The following is a 21398-nucleotide window of genomic DNA, read 5'->3' as shown; positions in this document are numbered from 1 at the left end:
CCTCACACCTCGTTACTTCGCAAGCGTTAAGCCCGCCAGACGCACGATGCCATCCGGATACGGTTTGAAGCCCTGCACGCTTTTATTCAGACCGAAAATACGCGGCTCAAAATAGAGGTAAGCGATGGGCATATCCGTTTGCAGCTGCTTAACCACCTTGTCGTATAACGGCTGACGCGCCGCAGGGTCGGTATTCAGGCGAGCCTGGGTCAACCATTCGTCCACCTGCGCATTGCTGTAACGACCGTCGTTGAGATTGCCTTTGCTGTTAATAAAGCCGTAGATGCTGCCGTCAGGATCCGGGCGACCGGACCAGCCGGAGAAACTCAGCTGGTAATCGCCGCTTTGCTGACGATCCAGCAGCGTAGCGAATTCGGTCATTTGCAGATTCAGATTAAAGCCCGCTTCCGCCACCATCGCCTGTAAAACCTGGCCTACCTGCTGTGAAGTTGGGTTATTCGGCACCAGCAGATTGACGTTCAGCGGGGCATTAATGCCTGCAGCTTTCAGCAGTGTTTTGGATTTTTCAACGTCGCGTGCCGGAACAGGCACGTTGACGTGGTAGGGGCTGACCGGTGAGAACGCCTGGTTTGCCGGGGTATACAGCCCTTCAAACACCACCTGATTCAGCGCGTCGCGGTCAATCGCCAGCGAGAACGCTTCACGTACGCGCGCGTCTTTGAACGGATCGTTCGCCGGGACTTTACCGTTGTTGATATTGAACGTGATGCCCTGATATCCCAGCCCGGTAACTTTCGAAAGCAGAAGCTTGCTGTCCGCTTCAACCGTTTTCACGTCGCTTGCCGCCACGCCTTCGGTCAGATCCAGATCCCCCGCGCGCAAGTTCGCCAGACGCACAGAGGCATCCGGGATCGGCAGATAGATGATTTTGTCGAAGTGATACGCGTCTTTATTCCAGTAATTGTCGAAACGGCTCAGAACGATGCGATCCTGCGAGACGCGGCTGTCGAATTTGTAGGGCCCGGAACATACGGGATGCGCGGCAAAATCGGGCTTCGCCGCCGCTTCTGGCGCCATCATCGCCCCTGCACGGTCGGTTAACTGCATCAGCAGCGCGGCGTCAGGCGTTTTCAGGTGAATCGCAATCTGGGTTGGGCTTTTGACTTCGACGGATTCAATAGATGAAATTTCGCTTTTACGCAGCGAGCCTTTCAGCGTTAACGCGCGGTCGAGGTTATATTTCGCGGCTTCAGCATCAAACTTTTCGCCATCGTGGAAGGTCACGCCCTCCCGCAAATTCATGGTCAGCGTTTTGTTGTCATCGCTCCATGACCAGTCTTTCGCCAGGCCCGGCACCACTTTCAGATTTTCATCCACGTCCACCAGCCTGTCGCACAGGGAGGCGAACACGAAACGGCCATAGTAGGTGCGCGCCAGATGTGGATCGAGCATATCCGGGTCAGCGCCGAGGCCGATTCGCAGCACGCTTTCTGCGTGTGCGGGAACGGCCGCACCAAGCAACATTACACTTCCCAGTACGGTCAAAAGAGAATTACGCATTGTCATTATCATGAGTTCCTTGCTGGAAGAGACGAGTGAGTTGCCGCATGTTCGAACAGCGCGCGGCGGCGCAAAAAGGCTGCGGATGGCGGTGCTATCTGGATAACACTGCGATCGCGATTGATCTCCTGCCAGCGATGACAGGCGACCTGACGTCCACCTTCCAGAACCTGATCGATAGGTTCTACCTGGCGGCATTCATCCGTGACGTAAGGACAGCGGGTGTGGAATCGACATCCGGTTGGCGGGTTTGCCGGGTTCGGCAAATCGCCCTGCAATAACGGCGTAGTGCGCTGCGCACCCGGCTGCATTTGCGGCGCGGAGGCAATCAGCGCCTGGGTATAAGGGTGTAGCGGTGCGTCAAAAATTTCATCGACGGTCGCCAGCTCAACGATTTGCCCGAGGTACATTACCGCCACGCGGTCGCTCATATGGCGGATCACCGCCAGACCGTGCGCCACAATAACCATCGTCAGGCCCAACTGATGCTTCAGGCTTTCCAGTAGATTCACAACCTGCGCCTGTACGGAAACATCCAGCGCCGACACCGGCTCATCGCCGAGCAACAGCTTTGGCCCTGATGCCAGCGCACGCGCAATGCCGATGCGCTGGCGCTGACCGCCAGAAAACTCATGTGGATAACGCCCGGCCCAGGCGGCGGGTAGTCCAACGGTTTTGAGCAGTTCCGCCACGCGATACTGGCGGTCGGCTTTTTTCATGTTCTGATGCAACCACAGCGGCTCACCGACGATTTGCTCCACCGTCATGCGTGGATTCAGCGAGGCAAACGGATCCTGAAAGATGATTTGCAACTCACGGCGCAGCAGGTTCAGACGCGAACCTGAAGCCTGAGTGATCTCTTCGCCCTGATAAAAAACACGCCCTTCGCTGGCCGCGAGTAAACGCAGGAGCAAGCGCCCAAGGGTGGACTTGCCAGAGCCGGACTCACCGACGATAGCCAGCGTTTCACCCGGCATTACCGAGAGCGAAACTCTGTCGACCGCCGTCACAAATTTTGCCGGGGCGAAGAGTTTTTTAGGACCGGGAAAGCGTTTGCTCAGATCGCGAGCTTCAAGAATGGGTACGGTCATGCGATTTCTCCCAGCGCGATATGTTGCTCAAGGGGGACGCGGAAACAGGCAACCTGATGCCCCGCGCCCAGGGTGTTCAGCACAGGTTTTTCTTCGTGACAACGGGTTTGCGCGAACGGGCAGCGAGTCGCAAAACGACAGCCTTTCGGCATAAATTCGGGTAAAGGTACAGCCCCCGGGATCGTTGAAAGCTGGCCTTTACGCGCACCGAGCGAAGGAATCGATCCCATCAAACCAATGGTGTAAGGGTGCTGCGGATCGGCAAATATCGCCTCGACGCTGCCCTGCTCCACCACCTGTCCGGCGTACATCACCGCTACCTGCTGCGCGACTTCTGCGACGACGCCCAGATCGTGAGTGATCATCAGTACCGCTGTGCCGGTTTCCGCTTTCAGGGTGTTCAGCAGGCTCAAAATTTGCGCCTGAATGGTGACGTCCAGTGCGGTTGTCGGTTCGTCGGCGATGAGCAGACGCGGATGATTAATAAGCGCCATCGCAATCATCACCCGCTGGCGCATCCCCCCCGAAAGCTGATGGGGATACGATTTCAGACGCATTTCTGGCGCAGGGATTTGCACTTTTTCCAGAATTTGCAGCGCCACTGCCATGGCGTCCGAAGGGGACATTTTCTGATGGCGGATAACCGCTTCGCTGAGCTGATCGCCCAGAGTGAAGGCGGGATTCAGCGAGGTCATGGGTTCCTGGAAAATCATCGCCAGTTCGTTCCCACGCAAATCGGCGTATTCGCGGGCGGAAAGCTTGCGCAGATCGTGACGGCGGAACTGCATTTCTCCACTCACGATTTGCGCGCTGGCTGGCAGTAGCCCCATCAGCGCCAGAGAGGTGATGCTTTTTCCGCACCCGGATTCGCCCACCAGCGCCAGGGTTTCACCCGATTTGACGGTCAAAGAAATGCCGTCGAGCACGCTGACCGGCGAGCCGGCAAATTTCACGTTGAGATTGTGCAGGCGAAGGACGGGCGCGGCCTCCTTAAAAGGGATCGTCGTCATAACAGGGAATCATCCTCAAGGTTGATGGCCTGAATCAGGGCGGTTTGCAGGCTGAGCAAGTGTTCGCGCATGGCGGCAGCGGCTTCATTGGGCTGGCGGTTGATGATCGCCGTCATGATTTTGTCGTGATGATCGTTGTAGCTGTCGACGCGTTCAGGCGTTCGGGCAAGTTCGCGTAAATGCTGCCAGCCGGGATCGCGGCGAACGGCGTCAATAGCGTCGAACAGTCCCAGCATCAGGCGATTTCCGGCGGCCTCAGCGATGGCGCGGTGAAATGCGCTGTCCCACAGCTCGTTAAGATCGCGGTCATCCGGGCTGACCTTATTGATGCGTTCCAGCATGCGCTGCATGAGCGCGAGGTTTTCCCTGGTGGCACGCAGTGCCGCAAGCCGGGCCAGGCCCGGTTCGAGCTGCAGACGGGCTTCCATGACTTCCAGCAAATTGGTTTGTTGCACTAAACCCTGAAGTGCCAGCGGTTCAACAGGTGCAGCCGGGCCAATAAAGGTCCCTTTGCCCTGCTTGCGCCAGATGCGCCCCTCTTCTTCCAGCACGTCCAGCGCACGACGAATTTCACGTCGCCCTACGCTGAGTGTTTCCGCCAATTCACGTTCTGTGGGCAGCGGAATGCCTGGTGTTGACTCGTGCTGATGGATGAGACCGCGCAACTGCTCAAGCGCAGTGCTGGAATTTGCCAGAAACCGTGACGCTTTTTCCATAATGGTTCGCCTGCTTTCATCATTGCTTTATCGTTATGAACGATAAGTTATTGATATAGATATGTACTTATCGCCCATATGATTAAGCAATTAACGAACCAATAAATGATTGGTTCAGGAACTTTCTGGAAAACAGTGAGTAAGCTAATGATTATCGGAGGATTATTTTTTACAAAGCAGTTACAAAAAGTCATGTTTGTAAATGAGTTGGCACACTAAAATGCACAAAAAAGGTGCAAATGGCGCACTGAAATCGCACAATTGTTAATTAATTGCACCATTTACATTAACTTTTGGTTAACAAAAAAGAGAAGAGGGATAAGAGATGAGCTGGGGCTGAAATGACGAAAGCCTGAATCATTTCTGATTCAGGCTTTCTAATGTGGCGGAACGGACGGGACTCGAACCCGCGACCCCCTGCGTGACAGGCAGGTATTCTAACCGACTGAACTACCGCTCCGCATTGTTCCCTTGGGAACGAGGCGAATATTACGGTTTGCCTTCGATCCCGTCAACGCTTTTTCTCAACATTTGAATCAGTTGCTGCAAAAATCGCCCGTGCGGGGAGTTTACACGCGTTAAACCGGATTTATGTCCGCCAGAGGCAGCTTCCACCTTTCTTCTGGACGATATCGAGACGCGACTCATGTGCTGCCAGCTCTTCTTCACTGGCTAAAATAACGCGCAGTCGGCTGTCTTGTCGTACAACGCGTTGAATCCCGCCATTGGCCTGCTGCTGAGAATCGCTTTCAGTGCTGAAAGCCATCGACGTCTGGCCACCCGTCATGAGCAAGTAGACGTCAGCCAGAATCTGGGCATCGAGCAATGCGCCGTGCAGCGTTCGTTTGCTGTTGTCTATTTCATAACGCGAGCAGAGCGCATCAAGGCTATTACGTTTGCCCGGAAACATTTTTCTCGCCAGCGCCAGGCTGTCGGTCACCTTGCAGAAGGTGTTTGTTTTCGGGATGTTACGGTTTAGCTTGCTGAATTCATAATCCATAAAGCCGATATCGAACGAGGCGTTATGGATAACAAGTTCTGCCCCATTGATGTACTCGATAAACTCATCCGCGACATCCGCAAACGTGGGTTTGTCTAACAAGAATTCATCGGCAATACCGTGGACGCCAAACGCTTCCGGATCCACCAGCCGATCGGGCTTGAGATAAACATGGAAATTTCTGCCAGTCAGACGACGGTTAATCACCTCAACGGCACCGATCTCAATGATCTTGTGCCCTTCGTAGTGCGCGCCAATCTGATTCATACCGGTGGTTTCAGTATCGAGAACGATCTGTCGTGTAATTGCAGTGCTCATATCAGTCATTTATGTCAGACTCGTCGTTTTACTGATCGTTTCAAATACAGGAAGTCTACCAGAGATGACTAAGCAGGTAGAAATTTTCACCGATGGATCTTGCCTCGGCAATCCGGGCCCTGGCGGCTACGGTGCTATTTTGCGTTATCGCGGACACGAAAAAACCTTTAATGAAGGGTATCACCTGACCACCAATAATCGCATGGAGCTGATGGCGGCCATCGTCGCGCTGGAAGCGTTAAAAGAAGATTGCGATGTGGTCATCAGCACCGACAGCCAATACGTTCGTCAGGGAATTACGCAGTGGATTCATAACTGGAAAAAGCGCGGGTGGAAAACTGCAGATAAAAAACCGGTCAAAAATGTGGATCTCTGGAAACGTCTGGATGCGGCATTAAGCCATCACACCATTAAATGGGAATGGGTAAAAGGCCACGCGGGGCACCCCGAAAACGAACGTTGCGACGAGCTTGCGCGCGCGGCAGCGATGAATCCCATTCACGAAGACGTGGGTTATCAGTCGGGTTCCTGATTACGGTTTGCGAAACTGTCGCGTCGCGCCCACGGCCTGGCGAATCCGGGATTTCGCTTTGCTCTGTTTCATCGGATTAAGCGTAAGGGGAATGGTCCGCTTACGCGCGACGATAAGCTGCATGCAGCCCAGCGCCGGAAAGTGCGTTGTCAGCATTTTCCCTCCCTGCTGCGTCCAGGGTAATACCTGAAAACCGCTGTAATGCATGACTTCAAAATTCAGTAACGAGAGCCAGTCAAGCTGTCGCGTGAACGTAAACATCCGGCTGTTGTAGGGTGTTTTTCGACGTAAGACGGGGACCAGTTTGCGCAGTCCCATCAGGCTCATCGGGTTAAAACCACTCAATATTAGCCAACCATCATCAATTAATACGCGGTCGGCCTCTCGCAAAAGACGATGCGGATCGCTACACCACGGCAGCGTATTTGCCAGCAGGCAGGCATCAACGGATTTTTCAGCAAACGGTAAATGCAGCGGATCGGCCTTAACCTGAATGGGTTGCCCGGCGAGCGACACATTCACCTGATGGGAGATAGCGCAGCTTTCGGTATTGATTTCCGCGCTGAGATTGCCAATCTTGAGCAGGTGAAAACCGTACATTTTTGCGAGCCAGGGTTTGAGCTGACGCTCAAGCGCGTCGCGAAAATATTCACCCTTAGGCAATTCCGCCCAATGTTCTGGTGCAGAGACAATCTGAGGTATCCTTGCCGGCTTCATCAAAACACTCGCTAGGTTATGAGAGGTAATTTATGAATCTTATCAGTATTCCCGCATTTCAGGACAACTACATCTGGGTTTTAGCGGACGATAAGGATCGCTGCATCATTGTCGATCCTGGTGAAGCGGCTCCAGTCATGAAAGCAATAGAAGAAAATGGCTGGCAGCCTGAGGCCATTTTACTGACTCATCATCATAACGATCATGTTGGCGGCGTTCCTGCCCTGCGCGAAAAATTCCCTCATCTTGAGGTGTACGGACCGAAGGAGACGCAAAATAAGGGAACCACACGTGTAGTCGAAGAGGGGCAAAACGTCCTCATACTGGAGTGGGAATTTTCTGTATTTGCTACACCGGGTCACACTTCAGGACACATTTGTTTCTACAGTTTCCCTTATCTTTTTTGTGGAGACACGATGTTTTCTGGCGGTTGTGGACGGCTTTTCGAAGGGACGCCGGAGCAAATGTATCAGTCTTTCCAAAAGATTAACGCACTCCCTGAAGAAACCATCATTTGTTGCGCTCATGAGTATACATTAGCAAACATGAAGTTTGCGCTGAGCATCCTTCCTCAGGATCCTGCGATTCAGGATTATTACCACAAAGTGAAGGAGTTACGGGCAAAAAAACTAAATACACTCCCCGTAATTCTCAAAAATGAGCGGCAAATAAATTTATTTTTAAGAACTGATGATATTGATTTAATTAATAAAATTAACCAAGAAACAAAAATGCAACAACCTGAACAACGTTTTGCATGGTTACGGTCAAAGAAAGATAACTTCTGACAATTGCGGGTTGCCTTTTCAAAATTTCGCCGTTATTATCGCTCGTCTTTTAAGCAACTATTGACACACACATGAAGGCAAAAGCGATATTACTCGCCTCTGTCCTGCTTGCGGGGTGCCAGTCTTCTCAGAATACTGGTAACGTTCAGCAGCACGCACAGAGCCTTTCTGCAGCTGGTCAAGGGGAAGCAGGGAAGTTTACAAGTCAGGCGCGATGGATGGACGATGGGACATCATTTGCGCAGGATCAGGACTTGTGGGCCTCTATTAGCGACGAGCTGAAGATGGGAATTCCGGAAAACAACCGGATTCGCGATCAGAAACAGAAGTATTTGAGAAATAAGAGCTATCTCCACGATGTAACTTTACGGGCAGAGCCGTATATGTACTGGATAGCAGGGCAAGTTAAGAAACGTAACATGCCTATGGAACTGGTACTACTACCCATAGTGGAGAGCGCTTTTGACCCGCACGCGACGTCTGGCGCCAATGCCGCAGGCATTTGGCAGATCATTCCGAGCACTGGGCGCAATTATGGATTGAAACAGACCCGCAGCTACGATGCGCGTCGTGATGTAGTCGCTTCAACGACTGCCGCTCTCGACATGATGCAACGTCTGAATAAGATGTTTGACGGTGACTGGTTGTTAACTGTCGCAGCGTATAACAGCGGTGAAGGTCGTGTACTGAAAGCAATGAAAGCAAACAAATCTCGGGGTAAACCCACCGATTTTTGGTCTCTCTCACTGCCTCAGGAAACCAAGCTTTACGTACCGAAAATGCTGGCATTGAGCGACATACTCAAAAACAGCAAACGTTATGGCGTACAGTTGCCAACGACAGACGAAAGTCGTGCGCTGGCTCGTGTTCGCCTCAGTAGCCCGGTTGATATGAAACAGGTTGCTGACATGACGGGAATGTCGGTAAGTAAGCTCAAGACCTTCAATGCAGGAGTTAAAGGTTCTACGCTGGGGGCAAGTGGTCCACAGTATGTGATGGTTCCGCAGAAGCATGCTGAACAGTTGCGAGAATCTTTGGCTTCGGGTGAAATTGCAGCGGTTCAGTCTACGCTGATTGCTGACGTTTCCTCTGTGACGAGTCGTAGCTACAAGGTTCGCTCTGGCGATACGCTTTCAGGGATCGCATCACGTCTCGGCGTGAGCGCAAAAGATCTGCAGCAGTGGAATAATCTGCGCGGTTCAAATCTGAAAATCGGTCAGAATCTGACGGTTGGTGCAGGCAGCAGTGCACAACGTCTCGCCAGCAACAGTGATAGCATTACCTATCGTGTACGCAAAGGCGATTCGCTGTCCAGTATCGCGAAGACTCACGGCGTGAACATCAAAGATGTGATGCGCTGGAACGATGATACCGGCAATCTGCAACCAGGCGATCAGTTGACGCTGTTTGTTAAAAACAGCACCACGCCAGATTCCTGATTGTACAATCCTTAATGAAAAGGCACCGATTCCCCCGGTGCCTTTTTTGTTTATCCCGCTTTTTGTGCTTCGGCCAGGATCGTATCGCTGGTAAACGAGCCATCCTCCTGCACCTCAAAGTACGCTCTCACGTCCGCAGAAGCACTATCCTGATACAACCTAATCGCATGGCTTAACGCCTCAGGTGTGCGCATACGCGCAATCCAGGAGGTGAACTCAAGGGGCAAACGGTCGGTGATGAACGATCGTGAAATTAATCCAGCATCTGTCATCATTGAAAACCATTCGCCGCTGGAATAGTTACGTACGTGCGAGGTGTCACGCAAGGCTTCAACAGTCTGGAGCCAAACGTCACGTACCGGGTGTCCCGGGGACATAATATCCATGATGATAAAAATACCGCCAGGCTTCAGGACGCGTTTGATCTCGCGTAACGCCAGACCAACATCATGCCAGTGGTGAGCAGAATAACGGCTGATGACAATATCGAATGACTCATCGGCAAAAGGCAGCGATTCGGCATAGCCCTGCTGCGTCGTTATGTTATTCAGCTCTTTGTCTCTTGCCGCCTGGCTGACCACCTCAAGCATTTGGCTGGATAAGTCATATGCTGTCACGTTCGCAACCTGTTGCGCCGCAACAAAGCTGGCGTGCCCTGCCCCGCAACCTAAATCGAGAACATACGCCTGGGGAAATGCCGCCAGACGTTCGCCGAGGCGCAGCAGATCGTTGCCAGATGCGTGTACGGCGCTGGTCAGATAGGCAGTTGCCTGCGAGCCAAACTGTTTTTCTACATTGTCATGATGGGATTGTGTTGTCATCGTACTGTCCTTTTTGATTGAAAAATAAAGGGCAGCACCTCCGTAGGCCTGCCCGACGGCAGACCTGACTCACCATTACTTATCAGGTTTGCCGGGACTGAATTCAACGAGTAGAGGATTGTGATCGGAGGCACGCGTGACCAACACGGAAGCTTCGTGCACGTTCAGGCCTCGATAGAAAACAAAATCAAGTGGACGACCAAACGCTTTACGGCGCTGGTCATCGGTAAAGCGAACTTCGCGCAATGACATTTCACGCGCAAAGCGATAAAGGGCGTTCATCCGCGGTCGGCTCCAGGCATTGAAATCTCCCGCCATAATAATCGGTCCACTGTGGTGCGCTATCTGATCGCCAATAGGAAGTAACTGTTTACTGTAAACATCCACGCCCAGACTAAAATTCACAGCATGAATATTTACGACCATCAGTAAACGGGTATCCGGCAAAGGATAGACCGTGACCAGCGCCGATTTAGCCAGACGTAAGATGGGCTCACGTTCACGCAGTGGACAACAATAGACAGGATGTGCAGCCGAGAGTGTCATGACGCCTGAGGGATGCTGAGGCAGGACAAATGCGGGAACCTGATCGGCGGCCAGATAGTTGGTTGTCGCAAACCGAACTAATTCAGGTGTAGTTTGCGCCTCTTGTAATAAGACCAGGTGCGCATCTTTCCCAAAATTCTTGAGGACTGATAACCATTCGGCGCGCTGCTGCTTAAAAATGTTCCATACCAGTACGCGGATTTTTTCATCGCTGCTTAACGGCGCACCAGCAGGTAACGCCTGACCAATGCTCGCAAAGGATCCCGGAGGCAAAATTCTCTCCGCAGGTTGTCCGGCGATATAGCGCATAGCATAGGTATTTTTTCGCACTTTTAGAAACGACCTCTATTACATGAACCCGTCCGAAATACGTGCGGGTTCTACTGTTATAGGGATTTTAGCTCACACTTTCAACGCAATTACTGATAAACCTGTTTCTGATTTGTAAGCAAGCGCTTACTAGAGCTCATCAATACGGGACATGTACTGCTTAGTTTTAACAGGGATCTTCATTTGCACGTGACTCATTATCAGGGGTTGCAGTGAAGGATAAGGATCATGATGACATGGAGCGTTCATGCGTGTATTACTATCAAAAATAGTCATAACGCCAATGGAATTTTGCGGATGGTGCAACAATGAAAGCAACGTCAGAAGAGCTGGTTATCTTTGTGGCGGTGGTAGAAAGCGGGAGTTTCAGTCGGGCTGCGGTGCAGCTGGGGCAGGCTAATTCGGCCATTAGTCGATCGGTAAAAAAACTGGAAATGAAACTTGGGGTGAGTTTATTAAATCGCACCACCCGACAGCTAAGCCTAACGGAAGAAGGTGAGCGATATTTTCGTCGCGTTCAATCCATCTTGCAGGAGATGGCCGCCGCAGAAACAGAAATCATTGAAACCAGGAGCACACCTCGAGGACTACTAAGAATCGATGCCGCTACGCCTGTCGTCTTGCACTTTTTGCTGCCGCTGGTAAAACCTTTCCGTGAGCGTTACCCGGAAGTATCGCTGTCGCTAGTTTCGTCTGAGACATTTATAAACTTGATTGAGCGTAAAGTAGATGTAGCGATTCGCGCCGGTACGCTGACTGACTCAAGCCTGCGCGCACGGCCTCTGTTTACTAGCTACCGAAAAATGATTGCCTCACCCAGCTATCTTGCCCGTTACGGGAATCCTACTAACGTGGACGATCTTAACCAGCATATTTGTCTGGGCTTTACTGAGCCTGTATCGCTGAATACCTGGCCTATCGCCGGTAGCGACGGACAACTGCATGAGATTATCAGCGGTTTGTCCTCTAATAGCGGTGAGACGTTAAAACAGCTTTGCCTTAGCGGCAACGGTATTGCTTGTCTATCAGACTACATGATTAACAAAGAGTTAGAGAGGGGTGATCTTATTGAGATATTGGCAGACAAGCGCCTGCCGGTTGAGATGCCATTCAGTGCGGTATATTACAGTGACCGAGCGGTAAGTACCCGTATTCGGGCATTTATCGACTTTCTAAGTGAGCATGTAAAACAACTGCCACAGGAATGATAGGGATGTTGAGGTGGTTTATATTCCCCACTCGATATTGAACGTGCCGAGTAAACCTTTTTGCTGAGATTCACAACCGGGTTTTAATGATGAAAAAACTCAAACGACAGGCAGTAAAAATCCGCCTTCATAGAAGGCGGCATTGATTGCGCCCTAAAAGGGCGTACCCAAACCCTGAAAAAGAAGTCTCTACCAGTCCTGTTGGATTTAAATCCGAAGACAATAAGGCAGAGCCAAAACCTGTTGATGACCACGCCCACAGGACGTGTTTTTCAGTTGGCAATAAAAAAGCCCTGAGCGTTAGCTCAGGGCTTTAAATAAGTGGCGGAACGGACGGGACTCGAACCCGCGACCCCCTGCGTGACAGGCAGGTATTCTAACCGACTGAACTACCGCTCCACCGAAGACTTCTGCAAACACCGGTTTATTGCCCCGGTTTACTGCTAAATTTGATGCCTGGCAGTTCCCTACTCTCACATGGGGAGACCCCACACTACCATCGGCGCTACGGCGTTTCACTTCTGAGTTCGGCATGGGGTCAGGTGGGACCACCGCGCTAAAGCCGCCAGGCAAATTCTGTTATCAACATGCATCTCTGCACATCAATTAATCTGTTATCAAGCTGAATATTGTGTCTCTTTCCGCCAAAACAGCTTCGGCGTTGTAAGGTTAAGCCTCACGGTTCATTAGTATCGGTTAGCTCAACGTATCGCTACGCTTACACACCCGACCTATCAACGTCGTAGTCTTCAACGTTCCTTCAGGACTCTCAAAGGAGTCAGGGAGAACTCATCTCGGGGCAAGTTTCGTGCTTAGATGCTTTCAGCACTTATCTTTTCCGCATTTAGCTACCGGGCAATGCCATTGGCATGACAACCCGAACACCAGTGATGCGTCCACTCCGGTCCTCTCGTACTAGGAGCAGCCCCCCTCAATTCTCCAGCGCCCACGGCAGATAGGGACCGAACTGTCTCACGACGTTCTAAACCCAGCTCGCGTACCACTTTAAACGGCGAACAGCCGTACCCTTGGGACCTACTTCAGCCCCAGGATGTGATGAGCCGACATCGAGGTGCCAAACACCGCCGTCGATATGAACTCTTGGGCGGTATCAGCCTGTTATCCCCGGAGTACCTTTTATCCGTTGAGCGATGGCCCTTCCATTCAGAACCACCGGATCACTATGACCTGCTTTCGCACCTGCTCGAGCCGTCACTCTCGCAGTCAAGCTAGCTTATGCCATTGCACTAACCTCCTGATGTCCGACCAGGATTAGCTAACCTTCGTGCTCCTCCGTTACTCTTTAGGAGGAGACCGCCCCAGTCAAACTACCCACCAGACACTGTCCGCAACCCGGATTACGGGTCTACGTTAGAACACCAGCCATTAAAGGGTGGTATTTCAAGGTTGGCTCCACGCAGACTGGCGTCCACGCTTCAAAGCCTCCCACCTATCCTACACATCAAGGACCAGTGTTCAGTGTCAAGCTATAGTAAAGGTTCACGGGGTCTTTCCGTCTTGCCGCGGGTACACTGCATCTTCACAGCGAGTTCAATTTCACTGAGTCTCGGGTGGAGACAGCCTGGCCATCATTACGCCATTCGTGCAGGTCGGAACTTACCCGACAAGGAATTTCGCTACCTTAGGACCGTTATAGTTACGGCCGCCGTTTACCGGGGCTTCGATCAAGAGCTTCGCGTTACCGCTAACCCCATCAATTAACCTTCCGGCACCGGGCAGGCGTCACACCGTATACGTCCACTTTCGTGTTTGCACAGTGCTGTGTTTTTAATAAACAGTTGCAGCCAGCTGGTATCTTCGACTGATTTCAGCTCCACGAGCAAGTCGCTTCACTTACCATCAGCGTGCCTTCTCCCGAAGTTACGGCACCATTTTGCCTAGTTCCTTCACCCGAGTTCTCTCAAGCGCCTTGGTATTCTCTACCTGACCACCTGTGTCGGTTTGGGGTACGATTTGATGTTACCTGATGCTTAGAGGCTTTTCCTGGAAGCAGGGCATTTGTTACTTCAGCACCGTAGTGCCTCGTCATCACACCTCAGCGTTAAAAAGCGTCCGGATTTACCTAAACGCTCCGCCTACATGCTTAAACCGGGACAACCGTCGCCCGGCTAACATAGCCTTCTCCGTCCCCCCTTCGCAGTAACACCGAGTACAGGAATATTAACCTGTTTCCCATCGACTACGCCTTTCGGCCTCGCCTTAGGGGTCGACTCACCCTGCCCCGATTAACGTTGGACAGGAACCCTTGGTCTTCCGGCGAGCGGGCTTTTCACCCGCTTTATCGTTACTTATGTCAGCATTCGCACTTCTGATACCTCCAGCATCCCTCACAGGACACCTTCGACGGCTTACAGAACGCTCCCCTACCCAACAACGCATAAGCGTCGCTGCCGCAGCTTCGGTGCACAGTTTAGCCCCGTTACATCTTCCGCGCAGGCCGACTCGACCAGTGAGCTATTACGCTTTCTTTAAATGATGGCTGCTTCTAAGCCAACATCCTGGCTGTCTGTGCCTTCCCACATCGTTTCCCACTTAACTGTGACTTTGGGACCTTAGCTGGCGGTCTGGGTTGTTTCCCTCTTCACGACGGACGTTAGCACCCGCCGTGTGTCTCCCGTGATAACATTCTTCGGTATTCGTAGTTTGCATCGGGTTGGTAAGCCGGGATGGCCCCCTAGCCGAAACAGTGCTCTACCCCCGAAGATGAGTTCACGAGGCGCTACCTAAATAGCTTTCGGGGAGAACCAGCTATCTCCCGGTTTGATTGGCCTTTCACCCCCAGCCACAAGTCATCCGCTAATTTTTCAACATTAGTCGGTTCGGTCCTCCAGTTAGTGTTACCCAACCTTCAACCTGCCCATGGCTAGATCACCGGGTTTCGGGTCTATACCCTGCAACTTAACGCCCAGTTAAGACTCGGTTTCCCTTCGGCTCCCCTATACGGTTAACCTTGCTACAGAATATAAGTCGCTGACCCATTATACAAAAGGTACGCAGTCACCCTGATAAATCAAGGCTCCCACTGCTTGTACGTACACGGTTTCAGGTTCTGTTTCACTCCCCTCGCCGGGGTTCTTTTCGCCTTTCCCTCACGGTACTGGTTCACTATCGGTCAGTCAGGAGTATTTAGCCTTGGAGGATGGTCCCCCCATATTCAGACAGGATACCACGTGTCCCGCCCTACTCTTCGAACTCACAGTATGTGCATTTTTGTGTACGGGAGTATCACCCTGTACCCTGCGACTTTCCAGACGCTTCCACTAACACACAAACTGATTCAGGTTCTGGGCTGTTCCCCGTTCGCTCGCCGCTACTGGGGGAATCTCGGTTGATTTCTTTTCCTCAGGGTACTTAGATGTTTCAGTTCCCCTGGTTCGCTTCGTTAAGCTATGTATTCACTTAACGATAGTGCAACGGATTGCACTGGGTTTCCCCATTCGGAAATCGTCGGTTATAACGGTTCATATCACCTTACCGACGCTTATCGCAGATTAGCACGTCCTTCATCGCCTCTGACTGCCTAGGCATCCACCGTGTACGCTTAGTCGCTTAACCTCACAACCCGAAGATGTTTCGTAAAACACCCACAGTGTTGCGAAAATTTGAGAGACTCGAACACACCGCTTACCTGCTCTTATTACGGAGAGCAGACACAGTGTGTCGTTTCAATTTTCAGCTTGATCCAGATTTTTAAAGAGCAAAACTTCGCAGCGCACCTTTTCAGGTACACTCTGAAGTTTTCTTGTTTTCAGCAGTAAAAGGATGGTGGAGCTATGCGGGATCGAACCGCAGACCTCCTGCGTGCAAGGCAGGCGCTCTCCCAGCTGAGCTATAACCCCATCGTAAATGCAAATCTCGTTACCGACAATTTTTCCTGAGACAAGGCGTGGAAGAACGAAGCATACTGAAGTATGCGAGTTATTTCGCAACGCAGTATTCAGGGAAAATTTGGTAGGCCTGAGTGGACTTGAACCACCGACCTCACCCTTATCAGGGGTGCGCTCTAACCACCTGAGCTACAAGCCTGCAGAGATTCTTTACTGCTTATTTTTCATCAGACAATCTGTGTGGACACTACAAAGGCAGGTTCTTCAGGTAAGGAGGTGATCCAACCGCAGGTTCCCCTACGGTTACCTTGTTACGACTTCACCCCAGTCATGAATCACAAAGTGGTAAGCGCCCTCCCGAAGGTTAAGCTACCTACTTCTTTTGCAACCCACTCCCATGGTGTGACGGGCGGTGTGTACAAGGCCCGGGAACGTATTCACCGTAGCATTCTGATCTACGATTACTAGCGATTCCGACTTCACGGAGTCGAGTTGCAGACTCCGATCCGGACTACGACATACTTTGTGAGGTCCGCTTGCTCTCGCGAGGTCGCTTCTCTTTGTATATGCCATTGTAGCACGTGTGTAGCCCTACTCGTAAGGGCCATGATGACTTGACGTCATCCCCACCTTCCTCCAGTTTATCACTGGCAGTCTCCTTTGAGTTCCCGGCCGAACCGCTGGCAACAAAGGATAAGGGTTGCGCTCGTTGCGGGACTTAACCCAACATTTCACAACACGAGCTGACGACAGCCATGCAGCACCTGTCTCAGAGTTCCCGAAGGCACCAAAGCATCTCTGCTAAGTTCTCTGGATGTCAAGAGTAGGTAAGGTTCTTCGCGTTGCATCGAATTAAACCACATGCTCCACCGCTTGTGCGGGCCCCCGTCAATTCATTTGAGTTTTAACCTTGCGGCCGTACTCCCCAGGCGGTCGACTTAACGCGTTAGCTCCGGAAGCCACTCCTCAAGGGAACAACCTCCAAGTCGACATCGTTTACGGCGTGGACTACCAGGGTATCTAATCCTGTTTGCTCCCCACGCTTTCGCACCTGAGCGTCAGTCTTTGTCCAGGGGGCCGCCTTCGCCACCGGTATTCCTCCAGATCTCTACGCATTTCACCGCTACACCTGGAATTCTACCCCCCTCTACAAGACTCTAGCCTGCCAGTTTCGAATGCAGTTCCCAGGTTGAGCCCGGGGATTTCACATCCGACTTGACAGACCGCCTGCGTGCGCTTTACGCCCAGTAATTCCGATTAACGCTTGCACCCTCCGTATTACCGCGGCTGCTGGCACGGAGTTAGCCGGTGCTTCTTCTGCGAGTAACGTCAATCACTGTGGTTATTAACCACAATGCCTTCCTCCTCGCTGAAAGTACTTTACAACCCGAAGGCCTTCTTCATACACGCGGCATGGCTGCATCAGGCTTGCGCCCATTGTGCAATATTCCCCACTGCTGCCTCCCGTAGGAGTCTGGACCGTGTCTCAGTTCCAGTGTGGCTGGTCATCCTCTCAGACCAGCTAGGGATCGTCGCCTAGGTGAGCCATTACCCCACCTACTAGCTAATCCCATCTGGGCACATCTGATGGCAAGAGGCCCGAAGGTCCCCCTCTTTGGTCTTGCGACGTTATGCGGTATTAGCTACCGTTTCCAGTAGTTATCCCCCTCCATCAGGCAGTTTCCCAGACATTACTCACCCGTCCGCCGCTCGTCACCCGAGAGCAAGCTCTCTGTGCTACCGCTCGACTTGCATGTGTTAGGCCTGCCGCCAGCGTTCAATCTGAGCCATGATCAAACTCTTCAATTTAAGTTTGATGCTCTTGAATTAAACTTCGTAATGAATTACGTATGTTCACTCAGAGACTTGGTTATTCATTTAGCGTCCGAAGACGTTTAGAATCCATGTCACTTTGAGTGCCCACACAGATTGTCTGATAAATTGTTAAAGAGCAGTGCAACGCGGCTTTCGCTCACCGTTGCGAGGTGGCGTATATTACGCTTTCCTCTTTCAGAGTCAATCCTTTATTTCAGGATTTTTCTCTTCAACCGAACCGGCTGTTTGTGTGAAGTGATTCACATCCGCCGTGTCGATGGAGGCGCATTATAGGGAGCTTCTGAGGAATGACAAGCGGAAAAATATAATTTTATTTCAACCGCTCATTTTTTCATCGCTACGCCTATTTTTACGGCTTTTTTAACGCTTTTGGCAGATCTGCAAGGCTATTAATGACCAGATCGGCTGCACTCTCAGCTTCTGGTGTCACTGGCTTACCTGTACGAACTAACACTTTTGTTCCTACGCCAGCCGCTGCCGCTGCCTGCATATCTTCCAGTTTATCGCCCACCATATAAGAAGCAGCCATATCAATGTGCAGGAATTCTTGCGCAGAAAGAAACATTCCGGGATGCGGTTTACGGCAGTCACACGTCTGACGATATTCTTCTACTGTGCCTTGCGGATGATGAGGACAATAATAGATACCATCCAGTTCGACATCACGATCCGCCAGCGACCAGTCCATCCATTCGGTCAGTGTTTCGAATTGAGCCTCGGTAAATTTGCCCCGGGCGATACCAGACTGATTAGTCACCACCACCAGCGCATAGCCCATTCCTTTAAGTTCGCGCATGGCATCAATGGCGCCGTCAATAAACTCGAACTCATCGATCTCATGCACATAACCGTGATCGACATTAATAGTGCCATCACGATCGAGAAATATTGCGGGTACTAATTTTGACACTGGCTTGCTCCTGAAAAAGGCATGTACGGTTAGTATCTCATGTTTCACGACGCAAGAAAGTGCTCATCTCGCACAGCTACATTGATTTAGACGTCTGGATGCCTTAACATCCATTTTGTTTACGGTAGACACCCGTATCTGGCAGAAGAAAATGCCACGGCTAACTTAAATACGATAAAAATAATCCAATGATTAAACTTTCCAATATCACCAAAGTGTTCCAGCAAGGAACCCGAACCATCCAGGCGCTGAATAATGTCAGCCTGCATGTTCCGGCTGGACAGATTTATGGCGTGATTGGCGCATCAGGTGCAGGTAAAAGCACGCTTATCCGTTGCGTTAATCTGCTCGAACGCCCAACCGAAGGTAGCGTCCAGGTTGGCGGCCAGGAGTTGACCCAACTTTCCGAGACGGAATTAACCAAATCACGCCGCCAGATCGGCATGATCTTCCAGCACTTTAACCTGCTGGCTTCCCGAACCGTATTTGGTAACGTCGCGTTGCCACTTGAGCTGGACAATACCCCGAAAGAAGAAATCAAACGTCGCGTGACGGAGCTATTGGATCTGGTGGGTCTTAGCGACAAGCATGATAGCTATGCCGCCAACCTGTCTGGTGGTCAGAAGCAGCGTGTGGCTATCGCCCGTGCGCTGGCGAGCAACCCCAAAGTTCTGCTGTGTGACGAAGCCACCAGCGCACTTGATCCCGCCACCACCCGTTCAATACTCGAATTACTGAAAGACATTAACCGCCGTCTGGGGCTGACGATTCTTCTTATTACGCATGAGATGGATGTAGTTAAGCGCATTTGCGACTGCGTAGCGGTGATCAGCAATGGCGAATTGATCGAGCAAGATACCGTGAGTGAAGTCTTCTCACATCCAAAAACGCCGCTGGCCCAGCAGTTTATTCAGTCAACATTGCATCTGGATATCCCTGAAGATTACCTGGCGCGTTTAAAAGCAGAACCTGCAGATGCCAGCGTCCCGATGTTGCGTATGGAATTTACGGGGCAATCGGTCGATGCTCCGCTGCTTTCCGAAACTGCACGCCGCTTTAATGTGAACAACAACATTATCAGTGCGCAGATGGATTATGCCGGGGGCGTGAAGTTCGGCATCATGCTGACAGAAATGCACGGTACACAGCAAGAAACGCAAGCCGCCATTGCCTGGCTGCAAGAACACCATGTAAAAGTAGAGGTACTGGGTTATGTCTGAGCCGATGATGTGGCTGCTGGTTCGCGGCGTATGGGAAACGCTGGCAATGACCTTCGTCTCTGGTTTTTTTGGCTTTGTAATTGGCCTGCCGGTCGGCGTCCTGCTTTACGTCACTCGCCCTGGGCAAATTATCGAGAATGCCAAACTCTATCGCACGCTGTCTGCGCTGGTGAATATCTTCCGTTCGATTCCATTTATTATCCTGCTGGTATGGATGATTCCCTTCACCCGCATCATCGTAGGCACATCGATTGGTCTGCAGGCGGCAATCGTTCCGCTCACCGTCGGCGCGGCTCCTTTTATTGCACGTATGGTTGAAAACGCCCTGCTGGAAATCCCTACAGGGCTGATCGAAGCGTCACGCGCAATGGGTGCAACGCCGATGCAGATCGTACGTAAAGTGTTGCTACCGGAAGCGCTGCCAGGCCTGGTCAATGCCGCCACTATTACGCTGATTACGTTGGTGGGATATTCCGCGATGGGCGGTGCCGTCGGTGCGGGCGGTTTGGGCCAGATCGGCTATCAATATGGCTATATTGGATATAACGCTACCGTGATGAATACGGTTCTGGTATTGCTGGTTGTGCTGGTTTATCTCATTCAATTCTCGGGCGATCGAATCGTCCGGGCAGTGACTCACAAATAACGTTACACAACGCAAACTCGACGAATTAAGGAAATAACATGACGTTTAAATTAAAGACCTTTGCCGCAGTCGGCGCGCTGATTGGATCTCTGGCTCTGGTAGGTTGTGGTCAGGACGAAAAAGACCCAAACCACATTAAAGTGGGCGTCATCGTTGGCGCAGAACAGCAAGTTGCTGAAGCGGCGCAAAAAGTAGCAAAAGAAAAATACGGCCTGGACGTTGAACTGGTGACATTTAATGATTACGTTCTGCCAAACGAAGCGCTGAGCAAAGGCGACATTGATGTCAACGCCTTCCAGCACAAACCGTATCTTGATCAGCAGATTAAGGATCGTGGCTACAAACTGGTTTCCGTCGGCAATACGTTTGTATACCCCATTGCTGGTTACTCTAAAAAAATCAAATCTCTGGAAGAACTGCAGCCAGGCTCGCAGGTCGCAGTCCCGAATGATCCAACCAACCTTGGCCGTTCCCTGCTGCTGCTGCAGAAAGTGGGCTTGATCAAACTGAAAGACGGCGTGGGTTTACTGCCAACAGTGCTTGATGTTGCTGAGAATCCAAAAAATCTGAAGATTGTTGAACTGGAAGCGCCACAGCTCCCGCGCTCGCTTGACGATGCGCAAATCGCGCTGGCGGTGATTAACACCACTTACGCCAGCCAGATTGGCCTGACGCCAGCAAAAGACGGTATCTTCGTAGAAGATAAAGACTCTCCTTACGTCAACATGATCGTTAGCCGCGAAGATAATAAAGACGCGGAAAACGTGAAAAAATTCGTTCAGGCTTATCAGTCTGAAGAAGTTTACCAGGAAGCCAATAAAGTGTTTAACGGCGGCGCTGTTAAAGGCTGGTAATCTTACCTTTATGTAATATCATCAGGACGGGCGAAAGCCCGTCTTGT

Annotated in this window: 16 protein-coding genes, 4 tRNA genes and 3 rRNA genes; 7 read left to right on the top strand and 16 right to left on the bottom strand. The window is 51.4% G+C overall.

Annotated elements, in window-relative coordinates:
- Positions 1-12: 12 nt before the first annotated feature.
- The 6 genes from I6L74_RS12510 to dnaQ all read right to left on the bottom strand — a co-directional run bounded on the left by I6L74_RS12510 (position 13) and on the right by dnaQ (position 5656).
- Positions 13-1527 carry an ABC transporter substrate-binding protein gene (locus I6L74_RS12510; RefSeq protein ID WP_072241749.1) on the bottom strand — a complete coding sequence of 505 codons (1515 nt, stop codon included), beginning with the start codon at positions 1525-1527 and terminating at the stop codon, positions 13-15.
- A gap of 2 nt (positions 1528-1529) precedes the next feature.
- Entirely contained in the window at positions 1530-2612 is a 1083-nt protein-coding gene (locus tag I6L74_RS12505; RefSeq protein ID WP_059177815.1) for an ABC transporter ATP-binding protein, read from the bottom strand.
- Positions 2609-3622, bottom strand: a complete 1014-nt coding sequence (locus I6L74_RS12500; protein WP_059177814.1) for an ABC transporter ATP-binding protein — start codon at positions 3620-3622, stop codon at positions 2609-2611. Before I6L74_RS12500 ends, I6L74_RS12505 begins: the two co-directional genes overlap by 4 nt.
- Positions 3619-4338 carry a FadR/GntR family transcriptional regulator gene (locus I6L74_RS12495; protein WP_059177813.1) on the bottom strand — a complete coding sequence of 240 codons (720 nt, stop codon included), beginning with the start codon at positions 4336-4338 and terminating at the stop codon, positions 3619-3621. Before I6L74_RS12495 ends, I6L74_RS12500 begins: the two co-directional genes overlap by 4 nt.
- 383 nt (positions 4339-4721) lie before the next feature.
- Positions 4722-4798: transfer RNA gene (locus tag I6L74_RS12490), tRNA-Asp, on the bottom strand.
- A gap of 129 nt (positions 4799-4927) precedes the next feature.
- The gene (gene dnaQ, locus I6L74_RS12485; RefSeq protein WP_072241748.1) at positions 4928-5656 is read right to left on the bottom strand and encodes a DNA polymerase III subunit epsilon; all 729 of its coding nucleotides are present in this window, start codon (positions 5654-5656) and stop codon (positions 4928-4930) included.
- On the opposite strand from dnaQ, the gene rnhA reads away from it, so the two are divergent.
- Entirely contained in the window at positions 5610-6188 is a 579-nt protein-coding gene (gene rnhA / locus I6L74_RS12480; RefSeq protein ID WP_164841565.1) for a ribonuclease HI, read from the top strand. The genes dnaQ and rnhA overlap by 47 nt on opposite strands.
- Here the strand turns inward: rnhA and I6L74_RS12475 are convergent, their stop codons facing one another.
- On the bottom strand, positions 6189-6905 hold the full coding sequence (locus I6L74_RS12475) for a class I SAM-dependent methyltransferase (protein WP_059177810.1): 717 nt from the start codon (positions 6903-6905) through the stop codon (positions 6189-6191).
- A 32-nt stretch (positions 6906-6937) separates the two neighbouring features.
- Between I6L74_RS12475 and gloB the strand changes: the two genes are divergently transcribed.
- Together gloB and mltD are read left to right on the top strand one after the other, a co-directional pair.
- A complete protein-coding gene (gloB, locus tag I6L74_RS12470) occupies positions 6938-7693 on the top strand; it encodes a hydroxyacylglutathione hydrolase (protein ID WP_059177809.1) in 756 nt (251 codons plus the stop codon).
- Positions 7694-7764: 71 nt separating this feature from the next.
- On the top strand, positions 7765-9132 hold the full coding sequence (gene mltD / locus I6L74_RS12465; RefSeq protein ID WP_059177808.1) for a murein transglycosylase D: 1368 nt from the start codon (positions 7765-7767) through the stop codon (positions 9130-9132).
- 50 nt (positions 9133-9182) lie between these two features.
- Here mltD and I6L74_RS12460 read toward each other — a convergent pair whose 3' ends face one another.
- Together I6L74_RS12460 and I6L74_RS12455 are read right to left on the bottom strand one after the other, a co-directional pair.
- A complete protein-coding gene (locus I6L74_RS12460) occupies positions 9183-9953 on the bottom strand; it encodes a class I SAM-dependent methyltransferase (RefSeq protein WP_059177807.1) in 771 nt (256 codons plus the stop codon).
- Positions 9954-10028: 75 nt separating this feature from the next.
- On the bottom strand, positions 10029-10829 hold the full coding sequence (locus I6L74_RS12455) for an endonuclease/exonuclease/phosphatase family protein (protein ID WP_012016150.1): 801 nt from the start codon (positions 10827-10829) through the stop codon (positions 10029-10031).
- Between the two features lie 308 nt (positions 10830-11137).
- On the opposite strand from I6L74_RS12455, the gene yafC reads away from it, so the two are divergent.
- On the top strand, positions 11138-12037 hold the full coding sequence (yafC, locus tag I6L74_RS12450; protein WP_059177806.1) for a DNA-binding transcriptional regulator YafC: 900 nt from the start codon (positions 11138-11140) through the stop codon (positions 12035-12037).
- Between the two features lie 322 nt (positions 12038-12359).
- On the opposite strand, the gene I6L74_RS12445 is transcribed toward yafC, so the two are convergent.
- From I6L74_RS12445 to gmhB, 7 genes are all read right to left on the bottom strand, one after another.
- A tRNA-Asp gene (locus tag I6L74_RS12445) sits at positions 12360-12436 on the bottom strand.
- Positions 12437-12491: 55 nt separating this feature from the next.
- A 5S ribosomal RNA gene (gene rrf, locus I6L74_RS12440) occupies positions 12492-12607 on the bottom strand.
- Positions 12608-12702: 95 nt separating this feature from the next.
- Positions 12703-15613 (bottom strand): 23S ribosomal RNA (locus tag I6L74_RS12435).
- A 208-nt stretch (positions 15614-15821) separates the two neighbouring features.
- A tRNA-Ala gene (locus I6L74_RS12430) sits at positions 15822-15897 on the bottom strand.
- A 110-nt stretch (positions 15898-16007) separates the two neighbouring features.
- Positions 16008-16084 (bottom strand) — tRNA-Ile (locus I6L74_RS12425).
- A 70-nt stretch (positions 16085-16154) separates the two neighbouring features.
- Positions 16155-17694: ribosomal RNA gene (locus I6L74_RS12420) — 16S ribosomal RNA — on the bottom strand.
- The 16S, 23S and 5S rRNA genes sit together here with 3 tRNA genes alongside, the layout of an rRNA operon.
- Positions 17695-18070: 376 nt before the next feature.
- Entirely contained in the window at positions 18071-18631 is a 561-nt protein-coding gene (gene gmhB, locus I6L74_RS12415) for a D-glycero-beta-D-manno-heptose 1,7-bisphosphate 7-phosphatase (protein ID WP_059180046.1), read from the bottom strand.
- 188 nt (positions 18632-18819) lie between these two features.
- Between gmhB and metN the strand changes: the two genes are divergently transcribed.
- Genes metN through metQ form a run of 3 tightly spaced genes read left to right on the top strand, consistent with a single transcriptional unit; the run spans position 18820 to position 21351 of the window.
- Positions 18820-19851 (top strand): methionine ABC transporter ATP-binding protein MetN, encoded by a 1032-nt coding sequence (gene metN, locus I6L74_RS12410; protein WP_059180047.1) that lies wholly within the window; start codon positions 18820-18822, stop codon positions 19849-19851.
- The gene (locus I6L74_RS12405) at positions 19844-20497 is read left to right on the top strand and encodes a methionine ABC transporter permease MetI (RefSeq protein ID WP_012016144.1); all 654 of its coding nucleotides are present in this window, start codon (positions 19844-19846) and stop codon (positions 20495-20497) included. Before metN ends, I6L74_RS12405 begins: the two co-directional genes overlap by 8 nt.
- Before the next feature lie 38 nt (positions 20498-20535).
- Complete coding sequence (gene metQ / locus I6L74_RS12400) at positions 20536-21351, top strand: methionine ABC transporter substrate-binding lipoprotein MetQ (protein WP_059180048.1); 816 nt, start codon at positions 20536-20538, stop codon at positions 21349-21351.
- Positions 21352-21398 lie beyond the last annotated feature (47 nt).

It is taken from the genome of Lelliottia amnigena (genome assembly GCF_019047465.1).
GTDB classification, from domain to species: domain Bacteria; phylum Pseudomonadota; class Gammaproteobacteria; order Enterobacterales; family Enterobacteriaceae; genus Enterobacter; species Enterobacter amnigenus.
Note: the sequence above shows the minus strand (reverse complement) of the source record. Positions and strands in the feature narration are given on the sequence as shown.